The organism is Pseudomonas canadensis, from assembly GCF_030980095.1.
In the GTDB taxonomy this organism is placed as follows: domain Bacteria; phylum Pseudomonadota; class Gammaproteobacteria; order Pseudomonadales; family Pseudomonadaceae; genus Aquipseudomonas; species Aquipseudomonas canadensis.
The window spans coordinates 3,829,098-3,848,473 of sequence record NZ_CP133298.1 but is presented as its reverse complement, the minus strand read 5'-3'; the positions used below and the strand labels follow the sequence as shown (position 1 = coordinate 3,848,473).

General features: G+C 61.7%; 24 protein-coding genes. 15 read left to right on the top strand and 9 right to left on the bottom strand.

Features of this window, described 5'->3' with window-relative positions; all coding sequences use genetic code 11:
* The first annotated feature begins 106 nt into the window (after positions 1 to 106).
* Positions 107 to 520 (top strand): ester cyclase, encoded by a 414-nt coding sequence (locus RB216_RS17775; protein WP_032864182.1) that lies wholly within the window; start codon positions 107 to 109, stop codon positions 518 to 520.
* Positions 521 to 569: 49 nt separating this feature from the next.
* On the opposite strand, the gene RB216_RS17770 is transcribed toward RB216_RS17775, so the two are convergent.
* A complete protein-coding gene (locus RB216_RS17770; RefSeq protein ID WP_268964204.1) occupies positions 570 to 704 on the bottom strand; it encodes a hypothetical protein in 135 nt (44 codons plus the stop codon).
* Positions 705 to 877: 173 nt separating this feature from the next.
* Between RB216_RS17770 and RB216_RS17765 the strand changes: the two genes are divergently transcribed.
* Complete coding sequence (locus tag RB216_RS17765) at positions 878 to 1,336, top strand: REP-associated tyrosine transposase (protein ID WP_236318423.1); 459 nt, start codon at positions 878 to 880, stop codon at positions 1,334 to 1,336.
* Positions 1,337 to 1,553: 217 nt separating this feature from the next.
* Here the strand turns inward: RB216_RS17765 and RB216_RS17760 are convergent, their stop codons facing one another.
* Positions 1,554 to 4,370: an ATP-binding protein gene (locus tag RB216_RS17760; protein ID WP_308907670.1), complete on the bottom strand. Its 2,817-nt coding sequence runs from the start codon at positions 4,368 to 4,370 to the stop codon at positions 1,554 to 1,556.
* Between the two features lie 572 nt (positions 4,371 to 4,942).
* On the opposite strand from RB216_RS17760, the gene RB216_RS17755 reads away from it, so the two are divergent.
* From RB216_RS17755 to RB216_RS17725, 7 genes are read left to right on the top strand one after another with little or no spacing between them, the layout of a single operon-like run.
* On the top strand, positions 4,943 to 5,215 hold the full coding sequence (locus tag RB216_RS17755) for a BufA1 family periplasmic bufferin-type metallophore (protein WP_010209548.1): 273 nt from the start codon (positions 4,943 to 4,945) through the stop codon (positions 5,213 to 5,215).
* A complete protein-coding gene (locus RB216_RS17750) occupies positions 5,212 to 5,619 on the top strand; it encodes a DoxX family protein (RefSeq protein WP_028616822.1) in 408 nt (135 codons plus the stop codon). The genes RB216_RS17755 and RB216_RS17750 overlap by 4 nt, the downstream gene beginning before the upstream one ends.
* Positions 5,620 to 5,637: 18 nt before the next feature.
* Positions 5,638 to 6,399, top strand: a complete 762-nt coding sequence (locus RB216_RS17745) for an alpha/beta fold hydrolase (RefSeq protein ID WP_010209550.1) — start codon at positions 5,638 to 5,640, stop codon at positions 6,397 to 6,399.
* Between the two features lie 26 nt (positions 6,400 to 6,425).
* Positions 6,426 to 6,698, top strand: coding sequence for a BufA2 family periplasmic bufferin-type metallophore (bufA2, locus tag RB216_RS17740; protein ID WP_038850270.1), 273 nt, complete (start codon positions 6,426 to 6,428; stop codon positions 6,696 to 6,698).
* A gap of 55 nt (positions 6,699 to 6,753) precedes the next feature.
* Positions 6,754 to 7,578 carry an MNIO family bufferin maturase gene (gene bufB / locus RB216_RS17735; RefSeq protein WP_068935052.1) on the top strand — a complete coding sequence of 275 codons (825 nt, stop codon included), beginning with the start codon at positions 6,754 to 6,756 and terminating at the stop codon, positions 7,576 to 7,578.
* Positions 7,575 to 8,324, top strand: coding sequence for an HvfC/BufC family peptide modification chaperone (locus tag RB216_RS17730; RefSeq protein ID WP_308907669.1), 750 nt, complete (start codon positions 7,575 to 7,577; stop codon positions 8,322 to 8,324). Before bufB ends, RB216_RS17730 begins: the two co-directional genes overlap by 4 nt.
* Positions 8,317 to 8,766 carry an alpha/beta fold hydrolase gene (locus tag RB216_RS17725; protein ID WP_028616818.1) on the top strand — a complete coding sequence of 150 codons (450 nt, stop codon included), beginning with the start codon at positions 8,317 to 8,319 and terminating at the stop codon, positions 8,764 to 8,766. Before RB216_RS17730 ends, RB216_RS17725 begins: the two co-directional genes overlap by 8 nt.
* 3 nt (positions 8,767 to 8,769) lie before the next feature.
* Here RB216_RS17725 and RB216_RS17720 read toward each other — a convergent pair whose 3' ends face one another.
* Positions 8,770 to 9,495, bottom strand: a complete 726-nt coding sequence (locus tag RB216_RS17720) for a carbonic anhydrase (protein ID WP_028616817.1) — start codon at positions 9,493 to 9,495, stop codon at positions 8,770 to 8,772.
* 200 nt (positions 9,496 to 9,695) lie between these two features.
* Here RB216_RS17720 and RB216_RS17715 point away from each other — a divergent pair, with 200 nt between their 5' ends.
* Both RB216_RS17715 and RB216_RS17710 read left to right on the top strand, forming a co-directional pair.
* Positions 9,696 to 11,060, top strand: coding sequence for an MFS transporter (locus RB216_RS17715; RefSeq protein ID WP_028616816.1), 1,365 nt, complete (start codon positions 9,696 to 9,698; stop codon positions 11,058 to 11,060).
* 46 nt (positions 11,061 to 11,106) lie between these two features.
* Entirely contained in the window at positions 11,107 to 12,237 is a 1,131-nt protein-coding gene (locus RB216_RS17710) for an MFS transporter (RefSeq protein WP_308907668.1), read from the top strand.
* Positions 12,238 to 12,288: 51 nt separating this feature from the next.
* On the opposite strand, the gene RB216_RS17705 is transcribed toward RB216_RS17710, so the two are convergent.
* Positions 12,289 to 12,810 (bottom strand): DUF3087 domain-containing protein, encoded by a 522-nt coding sequence (locus tag RB216_RS17705; RefSeq protein ID WP_308907667.1) that lies wholly within the window; start codon positions 12,808 to 12,810, stop codon positions 12,289 to 12,291.
* A 113-nt stretch (positions 12,811 to 12,923) separates the two neighbouring features.
* Between RB216_RS17705 and RB216_RS17700 the strand changes: the two genes are divergently transcribed.
* Positions 12,924 to 13,100, top strand: a complete 177-nt coding sequence (locus RB216_RS17700) for a hypothetical protein (RefSeq protein WP_163002128.1) — start codon at positions 12,924 to 12,926, stop codon at positions 13,098 to 13,100.
* Positions 13,101 to 13,114: 14 nt separating this feature from the next.
* Positions 13,115 to 13,315 (top strand): DUF6021 family protein, encoded by a 201-nt coding sequence (locus RB216_RS17695; protein WP_016979665.1) that lies wholly within the window; start codon positions 13,115 to 13,117, stop codon positions 13,313 to 13,315.
* 31 nt (positions 13,316 to 13,346) lie between these two features.
* Here the strand turns inward: RB216_RS17695 and RB216_RS17690 are convergent, their stop codons facing one another.
* Positions 13,347 to 13,583 carry a DUF6555 family protein gene (locus tag RB216_RS17690; RefSeq protein WP_028616813.1) on the bottom strand — a complete coding sequence of 79 codons (237 nt, stop codon included), beginning with the start codon at positions 13,581 to 13,583 and terminating at the stop codon, positions 13,347 to 13,349.
* A 120-nt stretch (positions 13,584 to 13,703) separates the two neighbouring features.
* Here RB216_RS17690 and RB216_RS17685 point away from each other — a divergent pair, with 120 nt between their 5' ends.
* Both RB216_RS17685 and RB216_RS17680 read left to right on the top strand, forming a co-directional pair.
* A complete protein-coding gene (locus RB216_RS17685; RefSeq protein WP_308907666.1) occupies positions 13,704 to 14,531 on the top strand; it encodes an arylamine N-acetyltransferase family protein in 828 nt (275 codons plus the stop codon).
* A 133-nt stretch (positions 14,532 to 14,664) separates the two neighbouring features.
* Positions 14,665 to 15,417, top strand: coding sequence for an outer membrane beta-barrel protein (locus RB216_RS17680; RefSeq protein WP_016979648.1), 753 nt, complete (start codon positions 14,665 to 14,667; stop codon positions 15,415 to 15,417).
* Positions 15,418 to 15,476: 59 nt separating this feature from the next.
* Here the strand turns inward: RB216_RS17680 and RB216_RS17675 are convergent, their stop codons facing one another.
* From RB216_RS17675 to nuoM, 4 genes are all read right to left on the bottom strand, one after another.
* On the bottom strand, positions 15,477 to 15,791 hold the full coding sequence (locus RB216_RS17675; RefSeq protein WP_068935043.1) for a helix-turn-helix domain-containing protein: 315 nt from the start codon (positions 15,789 to 15,791) through the stop codon (positions 15,477 to 15,479).
* Positions 15,781 to 16,131, bottom strand: a complete 351-nt coding sequence (locus RB216_RS17670; RefSeq protein ID WP_071493394.1) for a type II toxin-antitoxin system RelE/ParE family toxin — start codon at positions 16,129 to 16,131, stop codon at positions 15,781 to 15,783. The genes RB216_RS17675 and RB216_RS17670 overlap by 11 nt, the downstream gene beginning before the upstream one ends.
* 238 nt (positions 16,132 to 16,369) lie before the next feature.
* Entirely contained in the window at positions 16,370 to 17,833 is a 1,464-nt protein-coding gene (gene nuoN, locus RB216_RS17665; RefSeq protein WP_028616809.1) for an NADH-quinone oxidoreductase subunit NuoN, read from the bottom strand.
* Between the two features lie 7 nt (positions 17,834 to 17,840).
* On the bottom strand, positions 17,841 to 19,373 hold the full coding sequence (gene nuoM / locus RB216_RS17660; RefSeq protein WP_010209575.1) for an NADH-quinone oxidoreductase subunit M: 1,533 nt from the start codon (positions 19,371 to 19,373) through the stop codon (positions 17,841 to 17,843).
* Positions 19,374 to 19,376: the final 3 nt, after the last annotated feature.

The window sequence follows — 19,376 nt, the reverse complement described above, 5'->3', positions numbered from 1 at the left end:
AGTATCTGCTCGGCAGGAGCTGAGGTTGTATCTGTCAGCGTAATGAACGGTGGGGTCGACGGGAGATTACCGTTGCTCCGCCTCCTGCGCTCAAGGGAGTTTCACCATGACAGATACAAATCGTGAATTGATTCAGAAATGGGCTGACCTCTGGTCTGGCACCTCCAAAGCCGATTTTCTCGGGATTTTTTCAGAGGCTACTGTCTATGAAGACAAGGCCGCGGGGCTAACCATGCGAGGACGGCCCGAGCTGGGTGACTTCTTCGACCTGATCAGAAAGGCCTTGCCCGATTTCAAGGTCATCAGCGACTTGATCAGCCTTGGCGAGCATGGCGGGACGATCCAGTGGCATATGACGGGAACCCATGAGGGTGAGCTGTTCGGCCATGGCGCCTCCCATAAAACGATCAATGTCGATGGTTGCTGCGTGATCAGGATCAAGGACGGTGAGATCGTGAAGAGCACCGACTACTACGACATGAAAACGCTCTACCGGCAGTTGGGCTTTGACAAAAACTGACGGTTTCCCAAAGCCGGGCCCGATGCAGCAGGGCCCGGTGTGTCGGGCTTCAGGGTTTGTCCACATCGTGGTATTCACCGCCATTGGGCTTGAGCAAAGCATCCTGCTCGAACATCTGCGGGTTGGTGTCTTCGCTGAAGACGATTTTCTTTTCGGCCCCAATCCAGTCGCCGCATGTTTCCATCTAGAACCGGGTTGTCTGGTTTTAGGGCCGCTTCGCAGCCCAGCGCGGGGCAAGCCCGCTCACCACAGCAAGCCTGCTCACCACGGATATATTCAGTCAATAAATAAGCCGGGCTCACGTTAAATCTGCCGCTAGCGTTGATGCTCTCAAGGACTTCTCCAGGAGCAACGGATTTGCGCCCAGCACCTCAATCCCACCGCCTGCGTCACGGACGTTATTCGGAACACGGCCGCAGCTACCTCATCACCATCGTCGTCCATAACCGACAACGACTATTTACCGACTTGTTCCTGGGGCGTTTGCTGGTTGCCGAGTTCCGGAACGCCCACGAGCTTGGTCATATCGACTCTCTAGCCTGGGTCATCATGCCCGACCATATCCACTGGCTATTCGAACTGAAGCAAAAGACCCTGGCCGATGTAGTGCGACGTATCAAGTCATGTAGCACGCTGACCATCAACCGTCGTCGCCGAAGCAAGGAGCGTGTCTGGCAGCCCGGCTATCACGATAGGGCGGTGCGTGAAGAGGATGATATTCGCAAGATGGCCCGTTACATCATCGCGAACCCGTTGCGGGCAGGGTTGGTTGATCGGGTAGGTGATTACTCGCTGTGGGATGCGGTTTGGCTTTGATTGAGCTCCAACTGAGGATGGCTTTAGTTGTGGTTGTGGTTGTGGTGAGCGGGCTTGCCCCGCGCTGGGCTGCGAAGCAGCCCCAATCCAGTCGCCGCATGTTTCCATCTAGAACCGGGCCGTCTGGTTTTAGGGCCGCTTCGCAGCCCAGCGCGGGGCAAGCCCGCTCACCACAACAGCCCCGCTCACTACAGAAAATCGTTCTAGATTGACGTCTCTATCGGTGCTGGAAGCGGGGTAGGGAGGCGATGCGCAACTTAGGCTCCTGCAACCGCGCCAAATCCGTCGCAATCTGCGCCCGCCAAAAATGCGCGCCCGACAATTGCGCATCCACCCACGCCTGGCGCAGCAGGACTTTGGCCTTGTCTACCGAGCCGTAGTGCGCCTGGCGCAGGGTCAGTTGTGCCTTGATCCGCAACATCTGTGGCGCGAACCAGCGTTCGTGGCGACCGAGGGCCAGTTGCAGGGTGTCTTCCAGTACTTCCAGGGCAAGTTTTTCCAGGCCCAGGCGGGCCAGGCCCAGGGCGTATTCACAGCGCAGCAGGCTGTAGAGTTGGCTGTCACCCTGGCCTTGCAGGTGGTGCAAGGCTTCGCCCAATTGCGGCACGCCGGCTTCGGGCGAACCTTCGCGGATCAGCAGGATGCTCTCGAAGCACAGGCGAAATTGCCGCCAGATATGCAGGTCCTGGCCAGTGGTGCTGTCTTGCAGCAACCCCAGGTAATAGCGCACTTTCGGCAGGTTGGACGCCAGCAAGGCCAGGGGGATCGCGCCCAGGCACAAGGTGTACCAAAGGGTCGCGGGGTGATCGAGGGAGATGGCTTCATCCACGCAACTGCCGATCAGGCGCAGCGCCGGGTCGACATCGCCTTCGAGCAACTGCACCTTGGCCTTGAGGCAACGGGCGGCAATGCGTTGGTCGAAGTGCACGTCGATGATGTGCGAACGCGGCGCCGACGGTGAGCCGAGGGCTTCGTCGATATTCTGCCGTGCACCCATCAGATCACCCATGTGGAACAGCGCCACGGCGCGCATGCGCTTGCCGAGCAGTTGGTGGCTGCCGCTGCTGTTCAGGGCGATGTAGCGCTCGGCCAGTTCCAGCGCTTCGGTGTACTGGTTGCAGCCGCAGCGGTCGGTCCACAGGCCCCACAGGGCACGCAACTTGTGTTCGGCATCACCGAGGTCGCGGGCGTCTTCGCGCACTTGGCGCCAGGCTTCGCGCATTTCGCTGCCGGTGCCGTAGGTGAGCATCAGCACACTGGCCAGAGCGGTCTGCAGCAGCATGCGCTGGCGCAACGGCAGTGGGACGAGGCCGTCGCTGGCCAGGCCTTTGTCGACCCAGGTGCGGCACTCGCTGACCAGGGACATACGCAACCACAGCGGTACGCCGCCCAGGGTCAGTTCGATGCCCAGGGGCAAGTCGCCGCTGGGCGAATAGGCCCAGTCGAGCGCCGCGCGGATGGTGTTGATTTCCGGGCCGTACAGCGCCAGCCAGGTTTCCGGCGACAGGCCATCCAGGGTCTGCCCGGCTTCTTGCAGCATGCCGAGGGCGTAACGTGCATGGCGTTGGCAGGTTGAGGTGGTTTCGCCCTGTTCGCTGAGTTTTTCCAAGGCGTAGGCGCGGGTAGTTTCCAGCAGGCGATAGCGTTTGAGCGCCTTGGATTCACCGGCGATCAGCAGTGACTTGTCCATCAGGCTTTCGAGCAGGGGCAGGGCGTTGCGCGGGTCGAGGCTGCTGCTGGCGGTCATCGCCTTGACCGCTTCCAGGGTGAAGGAGCCAGTGAACACCGCGAGCTGGCGCAGCATCGCCTGTTCATCGCCACTGAGCATGGCGTAGGTCCAATCCAGGGTGGCGCTCAGGGAGCGGTGGCGGGCGAGGGCAGTGCGTCGGCCGGTCATTTGCAGGCGGAAACTGCCGTCGAGCAGGCCCACCAGGTCCTGGATGCCAAAGGTGCGCACGCGGGCGGCGGCGATCTCGATGGCCAAGGCGTTGCTGTCGAGCTTGCGGCAGATCGCACAGGCCGCAGCGACATCGGCATCACCGAATACAAAGTCGGGGTCGAGGGCGCGTACGCGCTCCACAAACAGGCGCACGCCGGACCAGGCGAGGGCTTCGTGGGCGCTGAGGCTGGCGTGTGCGTCGGGCACTTGCAGCGGCGCCAGGTCGTGCACCCGTTCACCTTCGGCACGCAGCGGTTCGCGGCTGGTGGTCAGTACATGGCATTGGGGCGCGCTGCGCAGCAGGGTTTCCACGGCGTCGGCGATTGCTGGCAGCACGTGTTCGCAGTTGTCCAGTACCAGCAGCAAACGCCGGTTGGCCAGGCTGGCGGCCACGCCCTGCAGCGGGTCTTCGCTGACCGTCTGGATACCCAGGGCGCTGGCGAGCATGCCGGCCACCCATTGCCCGCTGGTGGCGGGGGCCAGGTCGACAAAACAGCTGCCCAGGTTGAGTTCACTGGCCAGGCGTTGCGCCACGGCCATGGCCACGGTGGTCTTGCCGATGCCGCCGGGACCGGTGAGGGTGACGAAGCGCTGGCTCATGACTTGGTCGGCCAGGCTGGTGATCAAGGCATCACGGCCGATCACTTCAGCGGTCGGCGTCGGCAGGTTGGGCTCATCCACCCGCACATAGGGGACTGGCAGGTGCTCTTCACCGGCGGCCTGCACGGTGATCGGCGCGACAAAACGATAGCCCCGGCCCGGCACGGTGACGATGTAGCTGAAGTTGCCATCGTCACCCAGGGCCCGGCGCAGCGCGACGATCTGCGCGCGCAGGTTGCATTCTTCCACCACCACCTTGGGCCAGGCGAACGAGATCAGTTCGGATTTCTCCAGCAATTCGCCGGCACGGGTCACCAGCGCAATCAACAGGTAGAGCGCACGGCTGCCGAGGGTCACCGGCTCGCCGTTGCGCAACAATACGTGCTGTCTTGCCAGGAGTAGAAAGGGACCGAAGCCAATGGTGCTGTCCGGGGTAGCCGGCGCGGGGTGGTCTGCGTCCAGGAAGGACACTGCGTGGTTCTTGCTCGAGCTCATCAAATCGTCCTTTTTATAGTCGGGCTTGTTTTCGGCGATCAGGCCGTTCGCCCTTTTTGGGGTGCAGATGTGCAGCAGCAGTCTTGAAAAGTTGATGTCGATCAAAAGGTCGGAAAGGCCACCCTTCTTTGGGGGGCGTTTTTATAGGTGGATCGCCGGCCATGCTTCAGGGGATGAGACTGTCTCAGAGCTGAAACATTTTATTACCAGAAACATGGATAAAGCAGAATGTATGCCAGTTGGCATGTAACAAACATGACAACAACCGTATGAAATTTATGGTGATTTTTGCGGTCGTCGGCGCCCTGATAGGGCCTTCGTTCGGAAAGGCGAATATTTCTAATTGTGTCGTTCGGGATGCCGAATAAAACGCCAGGGTTTTGGCACTGTTTTATTGACTGTGTAACGAACTGTATCCCCGCCCCCTCCTGATACACCCGCATGACGTTCTATCGCGTTCGCGACACAGACCGGATACACGCCTGGCTTTAACTCTGTTCACCAGCTGGCGCAGGCGGTCACCGACCCCAAGGCGCCCTGGCCACACTCAGTCAAGCCAGGAGACTCACCCCATGAAGCGTCCTTACGCAGCCCTCGCGGCAACCCTCGCCCTGTCCCTCAGCGCCTTCGCGGCCGTGGCCCATGCCGATGAACCCAAGCCCCAGGAAAAATGCTTCGGCGTGGCCCTGGCCGGTGCCAACGATTGCGCCGCAGGCGCTGGCACTTCGTGCGCCGCCACCTCCACCACCGATTACCAGGGCAACGCCTGGGTGCTGGTGGACAAAGGCACCTGCACCCAGATCAAGACCCCTAAAGGCTTCGGCAGCCTGACGGAGCAACCGTGATCCAGCGCCTGCTCCCCGAAGCCCTGCTGTTGCTGGTGGCGCGGGTGGCGATCGCGGCGGTGTTCTTCTTGTCGGGGCGCACCAAGGTCACGGGTTTACTTGAACTCAAGCCGTCGACCTACACGCTGTTCCGTTCGGAATACGCCTTGCCGCTGATTCCGCCTGATTGGGCCGCGCACCTGGCGACTTACGCCGAGCACCTGTTCCCGCTGTTGCTGGTGCTTGGCTTGCTGACCCGCCCGGCCGCCGCCGCGCTGCTGGGCATGACGTTGGTGATCGAGGTGTTTGTGTACCCCGCAGCGTGGCCGGTGCACCTGACCTGGGCGGGCCTGTTGTTGCCGCTGCTGGCGTACGGCGGTGGGGCCTGGTCGCTGGACCGCCTGATCTCAGGCAAACGTTCTTAACTTTGATGGAGATTTCCAATGCGTATGCTTTCTTCACTGGCCATTGCCATGGCCCTGACCGTTCCGATGTTGGCCCAGGCGGCGGATGCCCCACAACCCGGCACCGGTAAAAGCGTGGTGATCGTGCCCGGTTCGTTTGTCGACGGTTCCGGCTGGCGGGTGGTGCACGACATCCTGATTCACAAGGGCTACAAGGTCACCGTGGTGCACCAGGGCCACGAGAGCCTGGCCGCCGATGTGGCCGAGGCCCGCGAAGTACTGGAGCAGCAAGTCGGGCCGGTGGTGCTGGTGGGCCACAGCTCCGGCGGCGGGGTGATCTCGATTGCCGGTGACCGTGACAAGGTCAAGTCGCTGGTTTACGTCTCGGCGCTGCAGCCGGAAGTGGGCGAGAACATGGCCCAGTTGATCGGCTCGATGCCGGCGCCCAGCGATGACATCAAGGCCAGCCGCGACGGTCATCTGTTCTTCGACCGCACCAAATTCAACGCCGACTTTGCAGCCGACCTGACCACCAACCGCACCGACTTCATGGCCGCCTCCCAAGTGCCGGCGACCACTGCCTTGTTCGGCGGCACCGTGTGGGCTGCGGCCTGGCACAAAAAACCGACCTACGCCGTGGTCTCCACCGAAGACCGTGCCCTGAGCCCGGACCTGCAGCGTTGGATGTACAAGCGCGCCGGTTCCAAGGTTACCGAAATCAAGGCCAGCCACTCGGTGTACATCTCCCAGCCTGAGGCTGTGGCGAAGGTCATCGAAGACGCTGCTTCCGTTATCAAGTAATTCACCCCAACCCCGGAGAAACACCCATGAACACTGCACTCAAATCCCGCCTGAGCCTTGCTGCCGCTGCTGCCCTGATCGCCATGGCGTCCGCTTCGTTCGCCACCGCTGCCAGCGCCGCCGACCAACCGGAAAAACCCGGCCGCTGCTACGGCGTCAACACCTGCAAAGGCACCAGCCTGTGCGCCACCGCCAAGAACGACTGCAAGGGCCTCAACAGCTGCAAGGGCGAAGGCGTGATCGTCAAGACCCCGTCCGAGTGCCTGAAGGCCGGTGGCACCCTGACTGAACCGAAGTAACCCACCCGGCGAGCCCCCATGCGGGCTCGCCACTTATTCTTAGCGGAGATCCGCCATGTCGACATCCAACCCACACTTCTCAGGCTACGGCCTGGGGCTGCGCAAGGAGCACTACTGCGACTTCCTGGAGACCTCGGTGCCCGTGGATTTTGTCGAAGTGATCTCCGAAAACTTTATGGTCGCGGGCGGCCAGCCCCGGCACATTTTACGTCAGGTGCGCGAACGGTATCCGGTGGCGCTGCACGGCGTGTCCATGTCCATCGGCACCGCCGAAGGGTTGGACGGGGATTACTTGAAGCGCCTCAAGGCGCTGGTAGACGAGATTGAACCGCTGTTTGTGTCCGACCACCTGAGTTGGTCGCGCAGCGGTGACTTCAATTCCCATGACTTGTTGCCAGTGCCCTACACCGACGAAGCCCTGGACCGAGTCTGCGCCAACATCCATCAAGCCCAGGACGTGCTGGGCCGCACGATGTTGTTCGAGAACCCCTCGAGTTACCTGGCGTTCGAAGGCGCCTCCATGACCGAGTGGGAATTTATCGCGGCCATGGCCCAGCGTACCGGCTGCGAGTTGCTGCTGGACGTCAACAATGTGTTCGTCAGTGCCAGCAATCACGGTTTCGACGCCCTGGCGTTTCTCCAGGGGATTCCCGCCGAACGTGTGCGCCAGGTGCACCTGGCCGGTCACAGTCAAGGCCGTGACATCTTGATCGACAGCCATGACAGCCCGGTGTGCACCGGCGTCTGGGAGCTTTACGCCCAGGCCATGACCCGGCTGGGCCCGGTGGCGACCATGATCGAACGCGACGATGAGATCCCGCCACTTGCCGAGCTGCTCCAGGAATTGGCGATGGCCCGCACGTTGGGAGCGCAACGATGAACCTGGCGCAGCTACAGCACACCTTTCGCAGCTGGTTGGTGAGTGCGTCGGATGAATCCGCGCAGTCGCTGGGCAATCATCACGCCGGCCTGGCGGTGTACCAGAACAACTACCGCGCGCAGTTGGTCGGGTGCCTGGAGCAGGCATTTCCCAACCTGCGCCGTTGGGTTGGAGAGGAGGCCTTTCTGGCGGCGAGCATCACCCATATCGACAACCATCCACCCCACGCCTGGACGCTGGACGCTTATCCGGAGGGCTTCTACGCCACCTTGAGGGAGGTGTTCCCGCGCAACCCGGATGTGCATGAGCTGGCCTGGATCGAGTCGGCCCTGAATGAGGCCTTTGTCGCCGCTGACGCACAGCCGTTGGCCCTGGAGGTCGTGGCCGAGCTGGATTGGGACACGGCCGTGTTGCAACTGACGCCGTCGTTGCGCTGCCACGCCCTGACCACCAATGCCGAGGCCATCTGGTCGGCGCTGTGGCAGGAAGCGCTTGCGCCGGAAGCGGTGATGCTGGAACAGGCGGGGGGCTTGCTCGTGTGGCGTCGGCAGTTCACGTCGCGTTTACGCCAAGTGAATGCGCTGGAGCTACTGGCCGTGCAACAGCTGCAGGCCGACGGCAGTTTCGCCGGGCTGTGTGAGTTCCTGGTGCAGCGCCTGGGGGAAGAAGCGGGTGTGATGCAGGCAGGGGAATACCTGGCCGGTTGGCTGGGCAGTGAATTAATAGTGGGAGTCAGTCATGTTTGATCGTCGTGGTTTTTTGCTGCTGGCGGCGGTGGTCATGGCCGCGCCGGCGTTGGCGGTGCAACAGGTGAGCACCGATGACCAGGAGATCCGTTATGAACAATTTGGGCCGGAGGAGGGCCGGGCGATCATGTTGCTGGGGGCAGATGTCAGGGCGTTCTCCGAGGTGGCGGCGCCGCTGGCTGCCCAGGGCTTTCGGGTGATCGTGCCGTACTTGCGCACCGCAGACGACGCTGTGCTTGGCCAGGATGTGCTCGACCTGATGAATGCGCTGCACATCCCCGAAGCGGTGTTCGCCGGTGCGCAGCAGGGCGCACGGATCGCTGCGCGGGCCGCGACGTTGAAGCCGAGCCGCTGTGTCGGGCTGGTCACGCTGAACACCGCACCCCAGGCGGGTTTTGCGCAAGCCGTGGGGTTGATGGCCAGTACCGGGCACTGGCGTTGAGGGTCAGCCGATCAACTCGACCCGGCCACTGTGCAACCTGTAGATACCGCCGACAATGTGCAGTTTGCCAGCGGCCAGGGCGTCCGCCAGCAGCGTCGACTCGGCCTTGAGCCGCGCTACCGTGTCGCTGACATTTTGCGCAATGGCGTTCGCAAGCAGATCGCCAGGCGCTTTCAAGACCTTGCGCACCGACGGCTTGAACGCGTCTGCCAGGCCCTGGATCTTGCCGGGGAACGTGGCGTTGTCCTTGGTGGCTTTCACCCCGGCGGCAAGGGCGCCGCAGCTGTCGTGCCCGAGCACCATGATCAACGGCGTGCGGAGCACCGCCACCGCGTATTCGAGGCTGGCGAGCCCGTCGTCGGTCACGAAGTTACCCGCCACCCGTACGGCAAACAGGTCGCCAAGGCCGGTATCGAAGGCGTATTCCGGAGTAATCCGTGAATCAGCGCAGCTCAGGACCGCTACGAACGGATTCTGCCCGCCCTCCAACGCCTCGCGCTCGCTCATGAATTCATGGCGCTTGGTGACGCCTTCGGCATAGCGACCGTTGCCTTCCATCAACCTGGCCAGGGCTTGTTGTGGGTTGAGGTTATTGGCCGCCTTCGGTGCCGGCGAGGCGTGTGCGAGCGCTGCAGGTAACGCGCCCGTGAGCATCAGGGCGCCAGCGCCGACCGTAGCAAGGCGTAGGAATTGTCGACGGTCATGGGTCAGGGGTGGCTGCTTTAGCATGGGCGGCGCTCTCCGGTTCGTTAAGAGAAGAAACGCCAAGGGTGCAAAGAATGGTCGGGGGGAGATGTAGGCGCTGTCCGTTTTTTGTCGGGAATCGCGTGGGCATCAACATGAAAATTCTGACAGCCAGGCCATCGGCCACTGAAAAAAAAACGGTCTACCCGTAATCTAGGGGCCTTTGTCACCTGCGCGGATAGTCCATGTCTTCTGTTGCCGATGGGTTGCCCCTCAATAAACGCCTCCCTGCCGTGATTGCGATCTCCCTGGGGATCGGCATGGCGACCCTGGACACGGCCATCGTCAACACGGCCTTGCCGACCCTGGCCGAGGGGATTGGCACCGATTCCGCCTCGGTGATCTGGGTGGTGAATGCCTACCAGTTGGCGATCATCGCCACGGTGTTGCCGTTTGCGTCCCTCAGTGATGTGCTGGGGCATCGCCGGGTGTATCTCGGCGGGTTGCTGTTGTTTATTGTCTCGTCGCTGTTTTGCGGGCTGGCCGGCTCGCTGGTCACCCTGACGGCGGCGCGGGTGGTGCAGGGGCTGGGCGCGGCGGCGATCATGAGCGTGAACACGGCGCTGCTGCGGCATATCTACCCGTCAAAAATGCTCGGTCGGGGGCTGGGTTACAACTCGCTGGTGGTAGGACTGGCGTTTACCCTGGGGCCGACCGCTGCGTCGGCGATTCTGTCGGTGGCGACCTGGCACTGGCTGTACCTGATCAATGTGCCCTTGGGCTTGCTGGCGCTGGCGTTGGGCCTGCGCTCGTTGCCGACCCTGCCGATGACCGGGCATGCCTTCGACCGTCTTGCCGCCGCGTTGTGCGCGGGGCTGTTTGCCTTGTTGGTGTTGGGTCTGGGCACGGCGGTGCACGGCGCCCAGGGCGCCTTGACCTGGGGACTGATTGCCGTGGCACTGGTGTGCGGTGCATTGCTGCTGCGGCGCCAGGCTGGGCACCCGGCACCGATGCTGGCGCTGGACCTGTTCAAACGTCCGGTGTTTGCCTTGTCTTCCCTCACTGCTATTTGCGCGTTCAGCGCCCAAGGCCTGGCGTTTGTGTCGCTGCCGTTCCTGTTGCAGGCGGTGCTGGGGCATAGCCAGGTGGAAACCGGTTTCCTGATGACACCCTGGCCCGCTGTTGTGGCGGTGATGGCGCTGGTGGCGGGGCGCCTGGCCGACCGCGTGAACCTGGGCGTGCTGTGCGGCATCGGCCTGTTGATGCTCAGCGTGGGCATGGCCGCGCTCGCGACCCTGGGCAGCGGTGCGTCGGCATTGGATATTGGTTGGCGCATGGCGCTGTGTGGCGCGGGCTTCGGCTTCTTCCAGTCGCCCAACCTCAAGGCCTTGATGACCAGTGCGCCGTTGGCCCGCAGCGGCGGAGCCAGTGGCATCGTGGCGATTTCGCGGTTGTTGGGGCAGACGTTGGGCGCGTCGTTGGTGGCCTTGTGTTTTCACCTGTCCCTGGGCAGCGGGCCGCAATATGCGCTATGGCTGGGCTGCGGGTTTGCTTTGGTCGGGGCCGTGGCCAGCGGTCTGCGGTTGTTTCCCTATGGGAAAAAGGACTGATTAACGCTACCGTGGCGACCTGAATATTTCGGGATGTTTCAGATTTATGTCGAGCCTGGCCCTTCGCACCGCTGATACGCTCTCCCGCCGCGCCGCGCTGACCCTGGCTTTATGCTTGCCCAGTGACGTGTTGCTCTACCTGCTGCTGCCAATGGAATCCCAGGCGTTCGGCATCACCCTGGCCCAGGCGGGAGTGTTGCTGGCGGCCAACCGCCTGGTGCGGATTTTCGGTTACCGCCATGTGCTGAATTTCTACGCGCGCAACGGCGACCGCCTGACCTGCATGATCGCCGCCGGCGCCGCCACCCTGTGCGCCGTGGGCAACTCGCTGCTGTCCGGGTTCGCCGCCTTGCTCTGCCTGCGGTTGGTGTGGGGCCTGTGTTTCGCTGCGCTGAACCTTTCGACCCAAGTATTGGCCACCTCGGAACCTGCCGGTGCCGCACGCCGGGCCGGGCGTTCCCGCGCGCTGATCGCCCTCGGGCCGATGCTTGCGTTGCCGTTGGGCGGCTGGCTGACATTGATGGCCGGGCCGCGTCCGATCTTTCTGATTCTGGCTGGGTGCTGCCTAGTGGGCTTGTGGATGGCGCGTGGCTTGCCTACGGTCGGGCATGATTTGCACAGCACGCCGGGGCGGCGCTTCAAGTGGCCGGACAGTGTGGCGATGTGGTCGTTTATCGAGGGGGTGGCGCTGGACGGCCTGTTTATCTTCGGCCTGTCGATCCAGGCGCAGAAGCTGCTGGGTGGCGATGCGGTGCTGATCGCCGGTGGCCTGATGGCGCTGCGGTACGTCTCGGAAATGCTCCTGAGCCCCCTGGGCGGTCGCGCCGCCCAGCGGTTTGGCGCGACCTCGATGCTGCTGCTGTTTTCGTTCCTGAGTGCCCTGGCCCTGACCGCATTCGGCAGTTACTGGGTGATTGTCGGCGCGGCGGCGGTGCTGGTGCTGCGTGCGCTGCAACTTCCGCTGGTGACGACATTGGTGGCCGAGCGCAACCCCGGTTCCATGCGCGTGTCGGCGCTGGCCTCCAACGCCGTGTGGCGCGATATCGGCGCCGGCCTCGGGCCCTTGCTCGCCGGCTTGTTGCTGCCGATCGCCTCGGCGCCCTGGGTGTTTGGCCTGGCCGGTGCGGCGATTGCCGTCAGCGCGGTGTTCTGCTGGCGGGCAAAAATTTCAAACTGACGATGTGAGGGGGCGCGTGTCCCATCAAGAAGACTTCGTAGGCGTGCTGGCCTAAGCGCTTTTAAACGCGTCCAGCCAAGCGGGGTCGAACCGTGTCTGCTCGGGATCGATCCCCAGCGCCTGCATCTTGGCCTTATGCACTTCGACCTCAGCCACCAGTTGCACCTGGGCGCTGGAGTTGGCGTCCAGTTCATGCATCTGCGTCAGGCCCAAGTGATAAAAACGCAGCACCTTGATCGCCGTCGGGTCATTCGCCTGCACCCGCTCGGTGACCTTGTGCATCACATTGGTCACGCTCATCAGGTTGCGCTTGAGCTGCCAGCCATACACCGCCTCCGCCAGCCACGGCTGAGACCAGAACGGGCCGCGCACCAGCGCCACCGTAATCAGCACCCCGGCGAACACCCCGCCGACATTAAAGCGGAAATTATCCCCGCCAGGCTCGCCAAACAGCATCACCGCCAGGCTCGACAGCAACATCGCCAGGGCCACGAACAGCACTGCCACAATCAAGGTGCTGCGCCGGGTCTGTTGACGGAAGGTGACAGGGTCGCAGGGTTTGAGCTCGAACATCCGGTTCATGCCTCAAGAAGGGGTGGGCATCATCTCACGCTTGGGCAAACAAGTTGAACGATGGCGCACGGCGGTTTCTCTAAACCTGTGTAGACCCCTTGAGGTGAACCATCATGTCCGACTACAACCAGCCGCCCCCCGGCACCCCAAACCCTGACCGCACACCCGGAGAAGAAGAGCGCGACAACGATGCGTTGCGCCCCAACGACCCGGCGGAGCGTCAGGACGACGACGTGGAACGCATCGAAGACGACCTGGAAAACCTGCACGACAAGGCCCGCCCGCTCTGAACGAGGAGAACACCGTGAGTAACACACCAAAAGGTCCGGCTTCGGGCGAGCATTCCAGTGGCAAGGATGAGTTGGGGTTTGACCCGGATTCGCCGGATGTGGCGGATCCGCAGGTGGATCCTATCGGACCGGCGATTGCGCCGTTGGATAAGGAGAAGAAAGACAAGGATGAAAAAAAGCCGCCTTATGATCCGTTGGGCGACTTGAAGCCATAAAACTAGCCCCGCCATTGAGCGGGGCTTTTATTTACTTGGGCGCGATCCAGGTGACTTCAGTGATGCCATATTTCTCCGCCCAGGGCCGAGTCGTCTTCTTCACTTGCTCGTGCCCAACTCGCCCCACGCGGCTCACATGGGCGATATCGGCATCCACCGCCGCCCAGTGCCAGGCCTCGGCGTTGTTCATCACTTCGGCGCGCACCACAAAGGATTTCGGTTTGCCGTGCAGCTGATAATTGATGGTGTAGATTTTTGCGGTACTCATGTTGCCTCCCTGTGTTGTTATAGATGGATAGGGCAGCGCTTAAAAAGGTTCATTCAAAATGACAATCTGCACGTCGACGCGGCATAGTGTCGGCTTCATCCCGTGCCCAAGGATTGCGCCATGTCACTGTTGACCCATAGCCGCCTCTATCTGCAACGCCTGGGCTATGACTCGCCGCCAGCGCCGACCCTGCAAACCTTGCAGGACCTGCAATTGCGCCATGTGTGCACCTTTGCTTTCGAGAGTTTGTCGAGTCTGATGCGCCTGCCAGTGCCCATCGACCTGCCGAGCGTCGAGCAGAAAGTGCTGCTGGAAGGGCGGGGCGGGTATTGCTACGAGTTGAACCAGATGTTCCTGGCGTTATTGCAGGAACTTGGCTTTGACGCGCGCGGCATCACCGGGCGGGTGGTGATGGGCGGGGCGCCGGATGCGCGCACGGCGCGGACTCATCGTTTGAGCCTGGTGACGTTGGATGGCGTGCGCTATATCACCGATGTCGGCTTTGGCGGCATGGTGCCCAGCAGTCCGTTGCTGTTGGACACCGAGGCGGTGCAGGCCACGGCCCATGAGCCTTATCGGTTGACCTTCGACGGGCAGGGCAGTTACACCCTGTGGGCGCAAGTGGCCGAGGGGTGGCGTGGTCTGTATGTGTTCGATCTGCAGGTGCAGGCGGCCATCGATTATGAAATCGGCAACTGGTATGTCTCCACCCATCCGGATTCGGTCTTCATTGGCCAGTTGAAAGTCGCGCGCTTGGCTGCGGGTAAGCGCCATACCCTGAACAACGCCCATTATGCGATTCACTACCTGGACCGGCCGAGTGAAAAGCGCGCCCTCGCCAGTGCCGACGAGGTGTTGCAGATATTGACTGAAACCTTCGGGATTCGCGTGCCGGAAACGCCGGCGCTGCGGGCAGTCCTTGATGGCTTGGTAATGGCTAATTCGTAACAGTATTGAGATAGAGCCTTCGCTGAACCGTTTTACCTCCAAATCAACGCAAATTAATTCGAACCTTTGGCGCCGGCCGGGGTTCGAACCGGTTCCTGAATAATTTGCTCACCAGACAAGGAGATGTAAAACGATGTCCAAGCTATTCGGAAAATTCCTCAAGGGTTCCTCGCTGCTGGCGCTGGTCGCTGCGCCTGCTGCGGTGTTCGCCGCACCGTCCACTGACCCGATTTCCACCTTCGGGATCCTGGGCAGCTATAACGATTTCAAATTCGAAGGCGGCAGCGAAAGCGACAAGAGCCACATGCCCGAGGCCGGCCTGTTCTACAACTTCGGTAACAAGCTCACCGCCGAATCCGGCTTTATCTACCAGGCCGGTATCGAAGCCAAGTACGGCGAAAAGAGCGACAACAAGCTCAAGGAAGGGCAGGCTGACCTGGACCTCGGCTGGCGTGCCGCGCTGGATGCGCGCAACTTTGTCGACGTGATCGTTGGCGGTGGCTACAGCTGGACCCGTTACGAGCCAGAGATCAACGATCTCGACGTGAAACTCACCAACAAATCGCCGTTCGCCAAGGCAGCCCTGGGCTACAACCATCAGTTCGATGACATGACCCTGCGTGTCGAAGCCGGCGCCCGTCGCACCATCGACGGCCGTACCAAGCTCAAGGTCGATGATTTCGGCAGCGACACCGTGGACCTCAAGGACCGCACCAACCCTTACGCTGAGGTCAGCCTGCTGATGAATCAGAAGGGCGACCTGCCGGTGGTCGCGGGCCTGTACTACACCCGCACCGAGTACAAACTCGACGGTGATTCTGAAGTGGCCGATAACACCAAGCTCAAGCGCAACGAGTACGGCTTCAAGGTCGGTATCGCGTTCTGACGCCATGCACCGAAAAACGCCCCGAATATCCGGGGCGTTTTTTTTAAGGCAATTGCAGATCAACCCAAAGCGGCAAGTTGCGCCACGGTCTCAGGAAAACGTGCCACCAGGCGAATCAGCGTGGCAGCCTGGGCATTCGGCTTGGCTCGGCCTTGCTCCCAGTTTTCCAGGGTGCGGGTATTGGTGCGCAGGTACATGGCGAACACCGACCGGGAGAGGTTGAGTTGTTGGCGCACGGCGATCACTTCCTCAGCGGTGAGTGGCGCCAGGTTTTTGAGGTGAACCTTGTGGGTTCGCAAGGTGACTTTGCCTTGGCGTTCGTCTGCCAGGGCGTCGAAGCCTTCGACAAGTTCGGAAAAGATTTCACGTTTCATGATGTGTTCTCGCTTTGATTTCCCTGTCCAGCATGTGTTTTAGGGCTTTTTTGTGCTGTGGTGTCAGGTCATCCTGTTCGTGCTTGCCGTACAGGGTGAACAGCCAGAATTGCGTGCCGCCCGACCACCAGTAGTAAATGACCCGCAGGCCACCGCGCTTGCCTTTGTTGCGTCGCTCATCGATGAAGCGAACTTTGCGCAGTCCGCCTGTTCCCTCGATCACATCTCCTGCTTCCGGGTTCTTCATCAACTCTTGTTGAAAACCCTGGAAAAGCTCGTCACTCAGATAGTCCTTGCGATGCCGCTCGAAGGCCGGCAGTTCGATAAATAGAGCATCCATGTTCTGTACGTAGCCTGCGTATAGTTTGGTGGCCCACTCGCAAAGGGTCAAGTGACCCTGCCGTGGGAACTTTCCTAAAACGCAGACACCATACGGCGGCGTTAATCGGGTAGATGCCGGATGGGGAGGCAGACGGGCGAGGAAATTTCCGTGAATAGGGGAGGGTAAAAACCCCTGCCCCTGAAACGCAAAACGGCGCCCGAAGGCGCCGTCTTGTTTACTGCATCCCGCTAAGCGATCAAACGCCCAGCACCGCGTGCTGCACCAGGGTGAGCAACGGTTGTGGGTACACGCCCAGGAAGAACGCGAGCAGGGCGATGGCCAGCAGCATCACGCCGCCTGCCTTCTGTTCCCAATGCAGCTCGGCATCCACACGGCGCAGGTTTGGCTCGATCAGGTACAGGGTGACCATCACGCGCAGGTAGTAGAACACGCCGATGGCGCTGCCCAGTACCAGGGAGGCAACCAACCACCATTCGTGGGCTTCGACACCGGTGGCGACGATGTAGAACTTGCCGATGAAGCCGGCAGTCAACGGGATACCGGCCAGGGACAGCATCATCACGGTCAGTACGGCGGTCAGGTACGGACGGCGCCAGAACAGGCCGCGATATTCGTACAGGGCGTCGGCATCACGGCCTTTGAACGGCGAGGACATCAGCGTGATCACGCCGAACGCACCCAGGCTGGTGATCACGTAGGTAACCAGGTACACACCCATGGCTTCCACGGCCAGGCCTTTGCTCGCCACCAGGGCGATCAGCAGGTAGCCGAAGTGAGCGATGGAGGAGTAACCCAGCAGACGCTTGAGGTTGTTCTGAGTCAGGGCCAGCAGGTTACCGAACAGGATCGACGCGATGGCGATCACGGTCAGCACGGTGCTCAGCACACCGGTGTTGGCAGCAGGGGAGATCTGGAACAGACGCACCATCACCGCAAACACTGCAACCTTCGACGCGGTGGCCAGGAACGCCGCTACCGGCGCCGGCGCACCTTCGTACACGTCCGGGGTCCACAGGTGGAAGGGTACCAGCGACAGCTTGAACGCCAGGCCGATCAACATCATGGCCAGGCCCAGTTGGGCGATTGGCGCAGGCATGTTGGTGGTGGCCAGGGCGTGACCGATACCGGTGAAGCTCAGGCTGCCGGCTTCGGCGTAGAGCAGGGCCATACCGAACAACAGGAACGCGGAACCGGCGGCCGACAGCACCATGTACTTGATGCCGGCTTCCAGGGAGCGCTTGTTGAAGAAGGCGTAGGCCACCAGGCCGTAGGTCGGGATCGACAGCAGTTCCAGGCCGATGAACAGGCCCGCCAGGTGCTGTGCGCTGACCAGCACGATACCGCCGGCCGCAGCCAGCAGGATCAGCAGGTACAGCTCTTCCTTGTTGCCTGGGTAACCGGTGCCGCCTTCGCCCATATAGGCGTGGGCGAGGGTGACGCACGCCAGGGTCGCGACCAGGATCAGCGCGATATACAGCAGGGCGAAGTCATCCACCATCATCAACGGCGTGACCGCCAATGGTGCGACCTTGAGGGCCGGGATGATCGACAGCAGGGCCAGGTTGAGGCCGGCACAGGACAGCAGGAACGTTTGCGAATGATTGCGGCGCCAGGCGATTGCCAGCATCACCACCACGATGGTGAGGCTGGTAATCAGCAGCGGCGCAAGCGCGATAAAGTGTTGGATCGTGAATTCCATAGCGCTCTTACCGGGCCGAAGCGAGTTGAGAGAAGGCGGTGCCGAACCACTGCTGCACGCCATGCATCGTCGCGGCAGAAGTGTCCAGGAACGGTTGCGGGTACACGCCGATGTAGATCAGCAGCACCGCAAGGCCGAGCACCATGATCAGTTCGCGAGCATCCATCCCTTGCAGGACGGTGTCGGACTTGGCCGGGCCGAAGTAGGCGCGGTGGATCATGATCAGCGAGTAAACCGAACCAAACACCAGGCCGGAGGTAGCAATCGCACTGATCCACGGTGTTTGCACGAATGCACCCATCAGGATCAGGAACTCGCCGATGAAGTTGCCGGTGCCCGGCAAGCCCAGGGACGCGGCGGCGAAGAACAGGCTGATCGCCGGCAGGTACGCGATGCGCGACCACACACCACCCATTTCACGCATGTCACGGGTATGCAGGCGCTCGTACAACTGGCCACTCAGGATAAAGAGGGCAGCGGCCGAGACACCATGGGCCAGCATCTGGATGACTGCGCCTTGCAGCGCCAGTTGGCTGCCGGAGTAGATACCGATCAGTACGAAGCCCATGTGGGACACGGACGAGAAGGCAATCAGACGCTTGATGTCAGTTTGTGCGAAGGCCAGGAACGCACCGTAGAAGATCCCGATCAGACCCAGGGTCATGGCGATCGGCGCGAACTCCGCCGAGGCATTCGGGAACAGCGGCAGGGCGAAACGCAGCAGGCCGTAGGCCGCAGTCTTCAACAGGATACCGGCCAGGTCCACGGAACCGGCAGTCGGCGCCTGTGCGTGGGCATCCGGCAGCCAGGAGTGGAACGGCACCACCGGCAGCTTCACCGCGAACGCGATGAAGAAGCCCAGCATCAGGATGTACTCGGTGGTGAGGGACATCTTGGTTTTCAACAGGTCGGCGTAGTTGAAGGTAATCACGCCGGTGTTGTTGAAGTTGACCAGTACCAGGCCCAGGATCGCCACCAACATGATCAGGCCGGAAGCCTGGGTGAAGATGAAGAACTTGGTCGCCGCGTAGATCCGGGTTTTCTTGCCGTCCGAAGAACTGTGACCCCAGAGCGCGATGAGGAAGTACATCGGCACCAGCATCATTTCCCAGAAGAAGAAGAACATGAACAGGTCGAGGGCGAGGAACACGCCGACAACGCCGCCCAGGATCCACATCAGGTTCAGGTGGAAGAAGCCCACGTGACGCTGGATCTCTTTCCAGGAGCAGAGTACCGAGAGGATACCCAGCAGGCCGGTCAGCAGGATCATCAACAGCGACAGGCCATCGAGGGCCAGGTGCACGTTGATGCCGAAGCGCTGGATCCACACGTGCTTGAATTCAAGCGCGAACGTTGGATCGACACCCGGTGCCGGAGCAAATGAATAGTCGCCATGGGCCCACAGCCAGAGGCCGAGTGCGAGTTCCAGGGACATGGTCAGCAACGCAATCCAGCGGGGGAGGGTGGCGCCGAAGCGTTCACCCATCCAGCAGAGCAGGCCGCCGATAAAGGGGATCAGGATTAGCCAGGGCAGAATCATGAC

What these genes read in the sequence shown, in the direction of transcription:
- RB216_RS17775 (WP_032864182.1), top strand. Translation starts at nt 107, where the DNA reads ATGACAGATACAAATCGTGAATTGATTCAGAAATGGGCTGACCTCTGG.
- RB216_RS17675 (WP_068935043.1), bottom strand. Translation starts at nt 15,791, where the DNA reads ATGAAACGTGAAATCTTTTCCGAACTTGTCGAAGGCTTCGACGCCCTG.
- RB216_RS17710 (WP_308907668.1), top strand. Translation starts at nt 11,107, where the DNA reads ATGTCGAGCCTGGCCCTTCGCACCGCTGATACGCTCTCCCGCCGCGCC.
- RB216_RS17720 (WP_028616817.1), bottom strand. Translation starts at nt 9,495, where the DNA reads ATGCTAAAGCAGCCACCCCTGACCCATGACCGTCGACAATTCCTACGC.
- RB216_RS17745 (WP_010209550.1), top strand. Translation starts at nt 5,638, where the DNA reads ATGCGTATGCTTTCTTCACTGGCCATTGCCATGGCCCTGACCGTTCCG.
- RB216_RS17760 (WP_308907670.1), bottom strand. Translation starts at nt 4,370, where the DNA reads ATGAGCTCGAGCAAGAACCACGCAGTGTCCTTCCTGGACGCAGACCAC.
- RB216_RS17715 (WP_028616816.1), top strand. Translation starts at nt 9,696, where the DNA reads ATGTCTTCTGTTGCCGATGGGTTGCCCCTCAATAAACGCCTCCCTGCC.
- nuoN (WP_028616809.1), bottom strand. Translation starts at nt 17,833, where the DNA reads ATGGAATTCACGATCCAACACTTTATCGCGCTTGCGCCGCTGCTGATT.
- RB216_RS17700 (WP_163002128.1), top strand. Translation starts at nt 12,924, where the DNA reads ATGTCCGACTACAACCAGCCGCCCCCCGGCACCCCAAACCCTGACCGC.
- RB216_RS17670 (WP_071493394.1), bottom strand. Translation starts at nt 16,131, where the DNA reads ATGGATGCTCTATTTATCGAACTGCCGGCCTTCGAGCGGCATCGCAAG.
- RB216_RS17730 (WP_308907669.1), top strand. Translation starts at nt 7,575, where the DNA reads ATGAACCTGGCGCAGCTACAGCACACCTTTCGCAGCTGGTTGGTGAGT.
- RB216_RS17690 (WP_028616813.1), bottom strand. Translation starts at nt 13,583, where the DNA reads ATGAGTACCGCAAAAATCTACACCATCAATTATCAGCTGCACGGCAAA.
- RB216_RS17685 (WP_308907666.1), top strand. Translation starts at nt 13,704, where the DNA reads ATGTCACTGTTGACCCATAGCCGCCTCTATCTGCAACGCCTGGGCTAT.
- RB216_RS17755 (WP_010209548.1), top strand. Translation starts at nt 4,943, where the DNA reads ATGAAGCGTCCTTACGCAGCCCTCGCGGCAACCCTCGCCCTGTCCCTC.
- RB216_RS17680 (WP_016979648.1), top strand. Translation starts at nt 14,665, where the DNA reads ATGTCCAAGCTATTCGGAAAATTCCTCAAGGGTTCCTCGCTGCTGGCG.
- bufA2 (WP_038850270.1), top strand. Translation starts at nt 6,426, where the DNA reads ATGAACACTGCACTCAAATCCCGCCTGAGCCTTGCTGCCGCTGCTGCC.
- nuoM (WP_010209575.1), bottom strand. Translation starts at nt 19,373, where the DNA reads ATGATTCTGCCCTGGCTAATCCTGATCCCCTTTATCGGCGGCCTGCTC.
- RB216_RS17770 (WP_268964204.1), bottom strand. Translation starts at nt 704, where the DNA reads ATGGAAACATGCGGCGACTGGATTGGGGCCGAAAAGAAAATCGTCTTC.
- RB216_RS17725 (WP_028616818.1), top strand. Translation starts at nt 8,317, where the DNA reads ATGTTTGATCGTCGTGGTTTTTTGCTGCTGGCGGCGGTGGTCATGGCC.
- RB216_RS17705 (WP_308907667.1), bottom strand. Translation starts at nt 12,810, where the DNA reads ATGTTCGAGCTCAAACCCTGCGACCCTGTCACCTTCCGTCAACAGACC.
- bufB (WP_068935052.1), top strand. Translation starts at nt 6,754, where the DNA reads ATGTCGACATCCAACCCACACTTCTCAGGCTACGGCCTGGGGCTGCGC.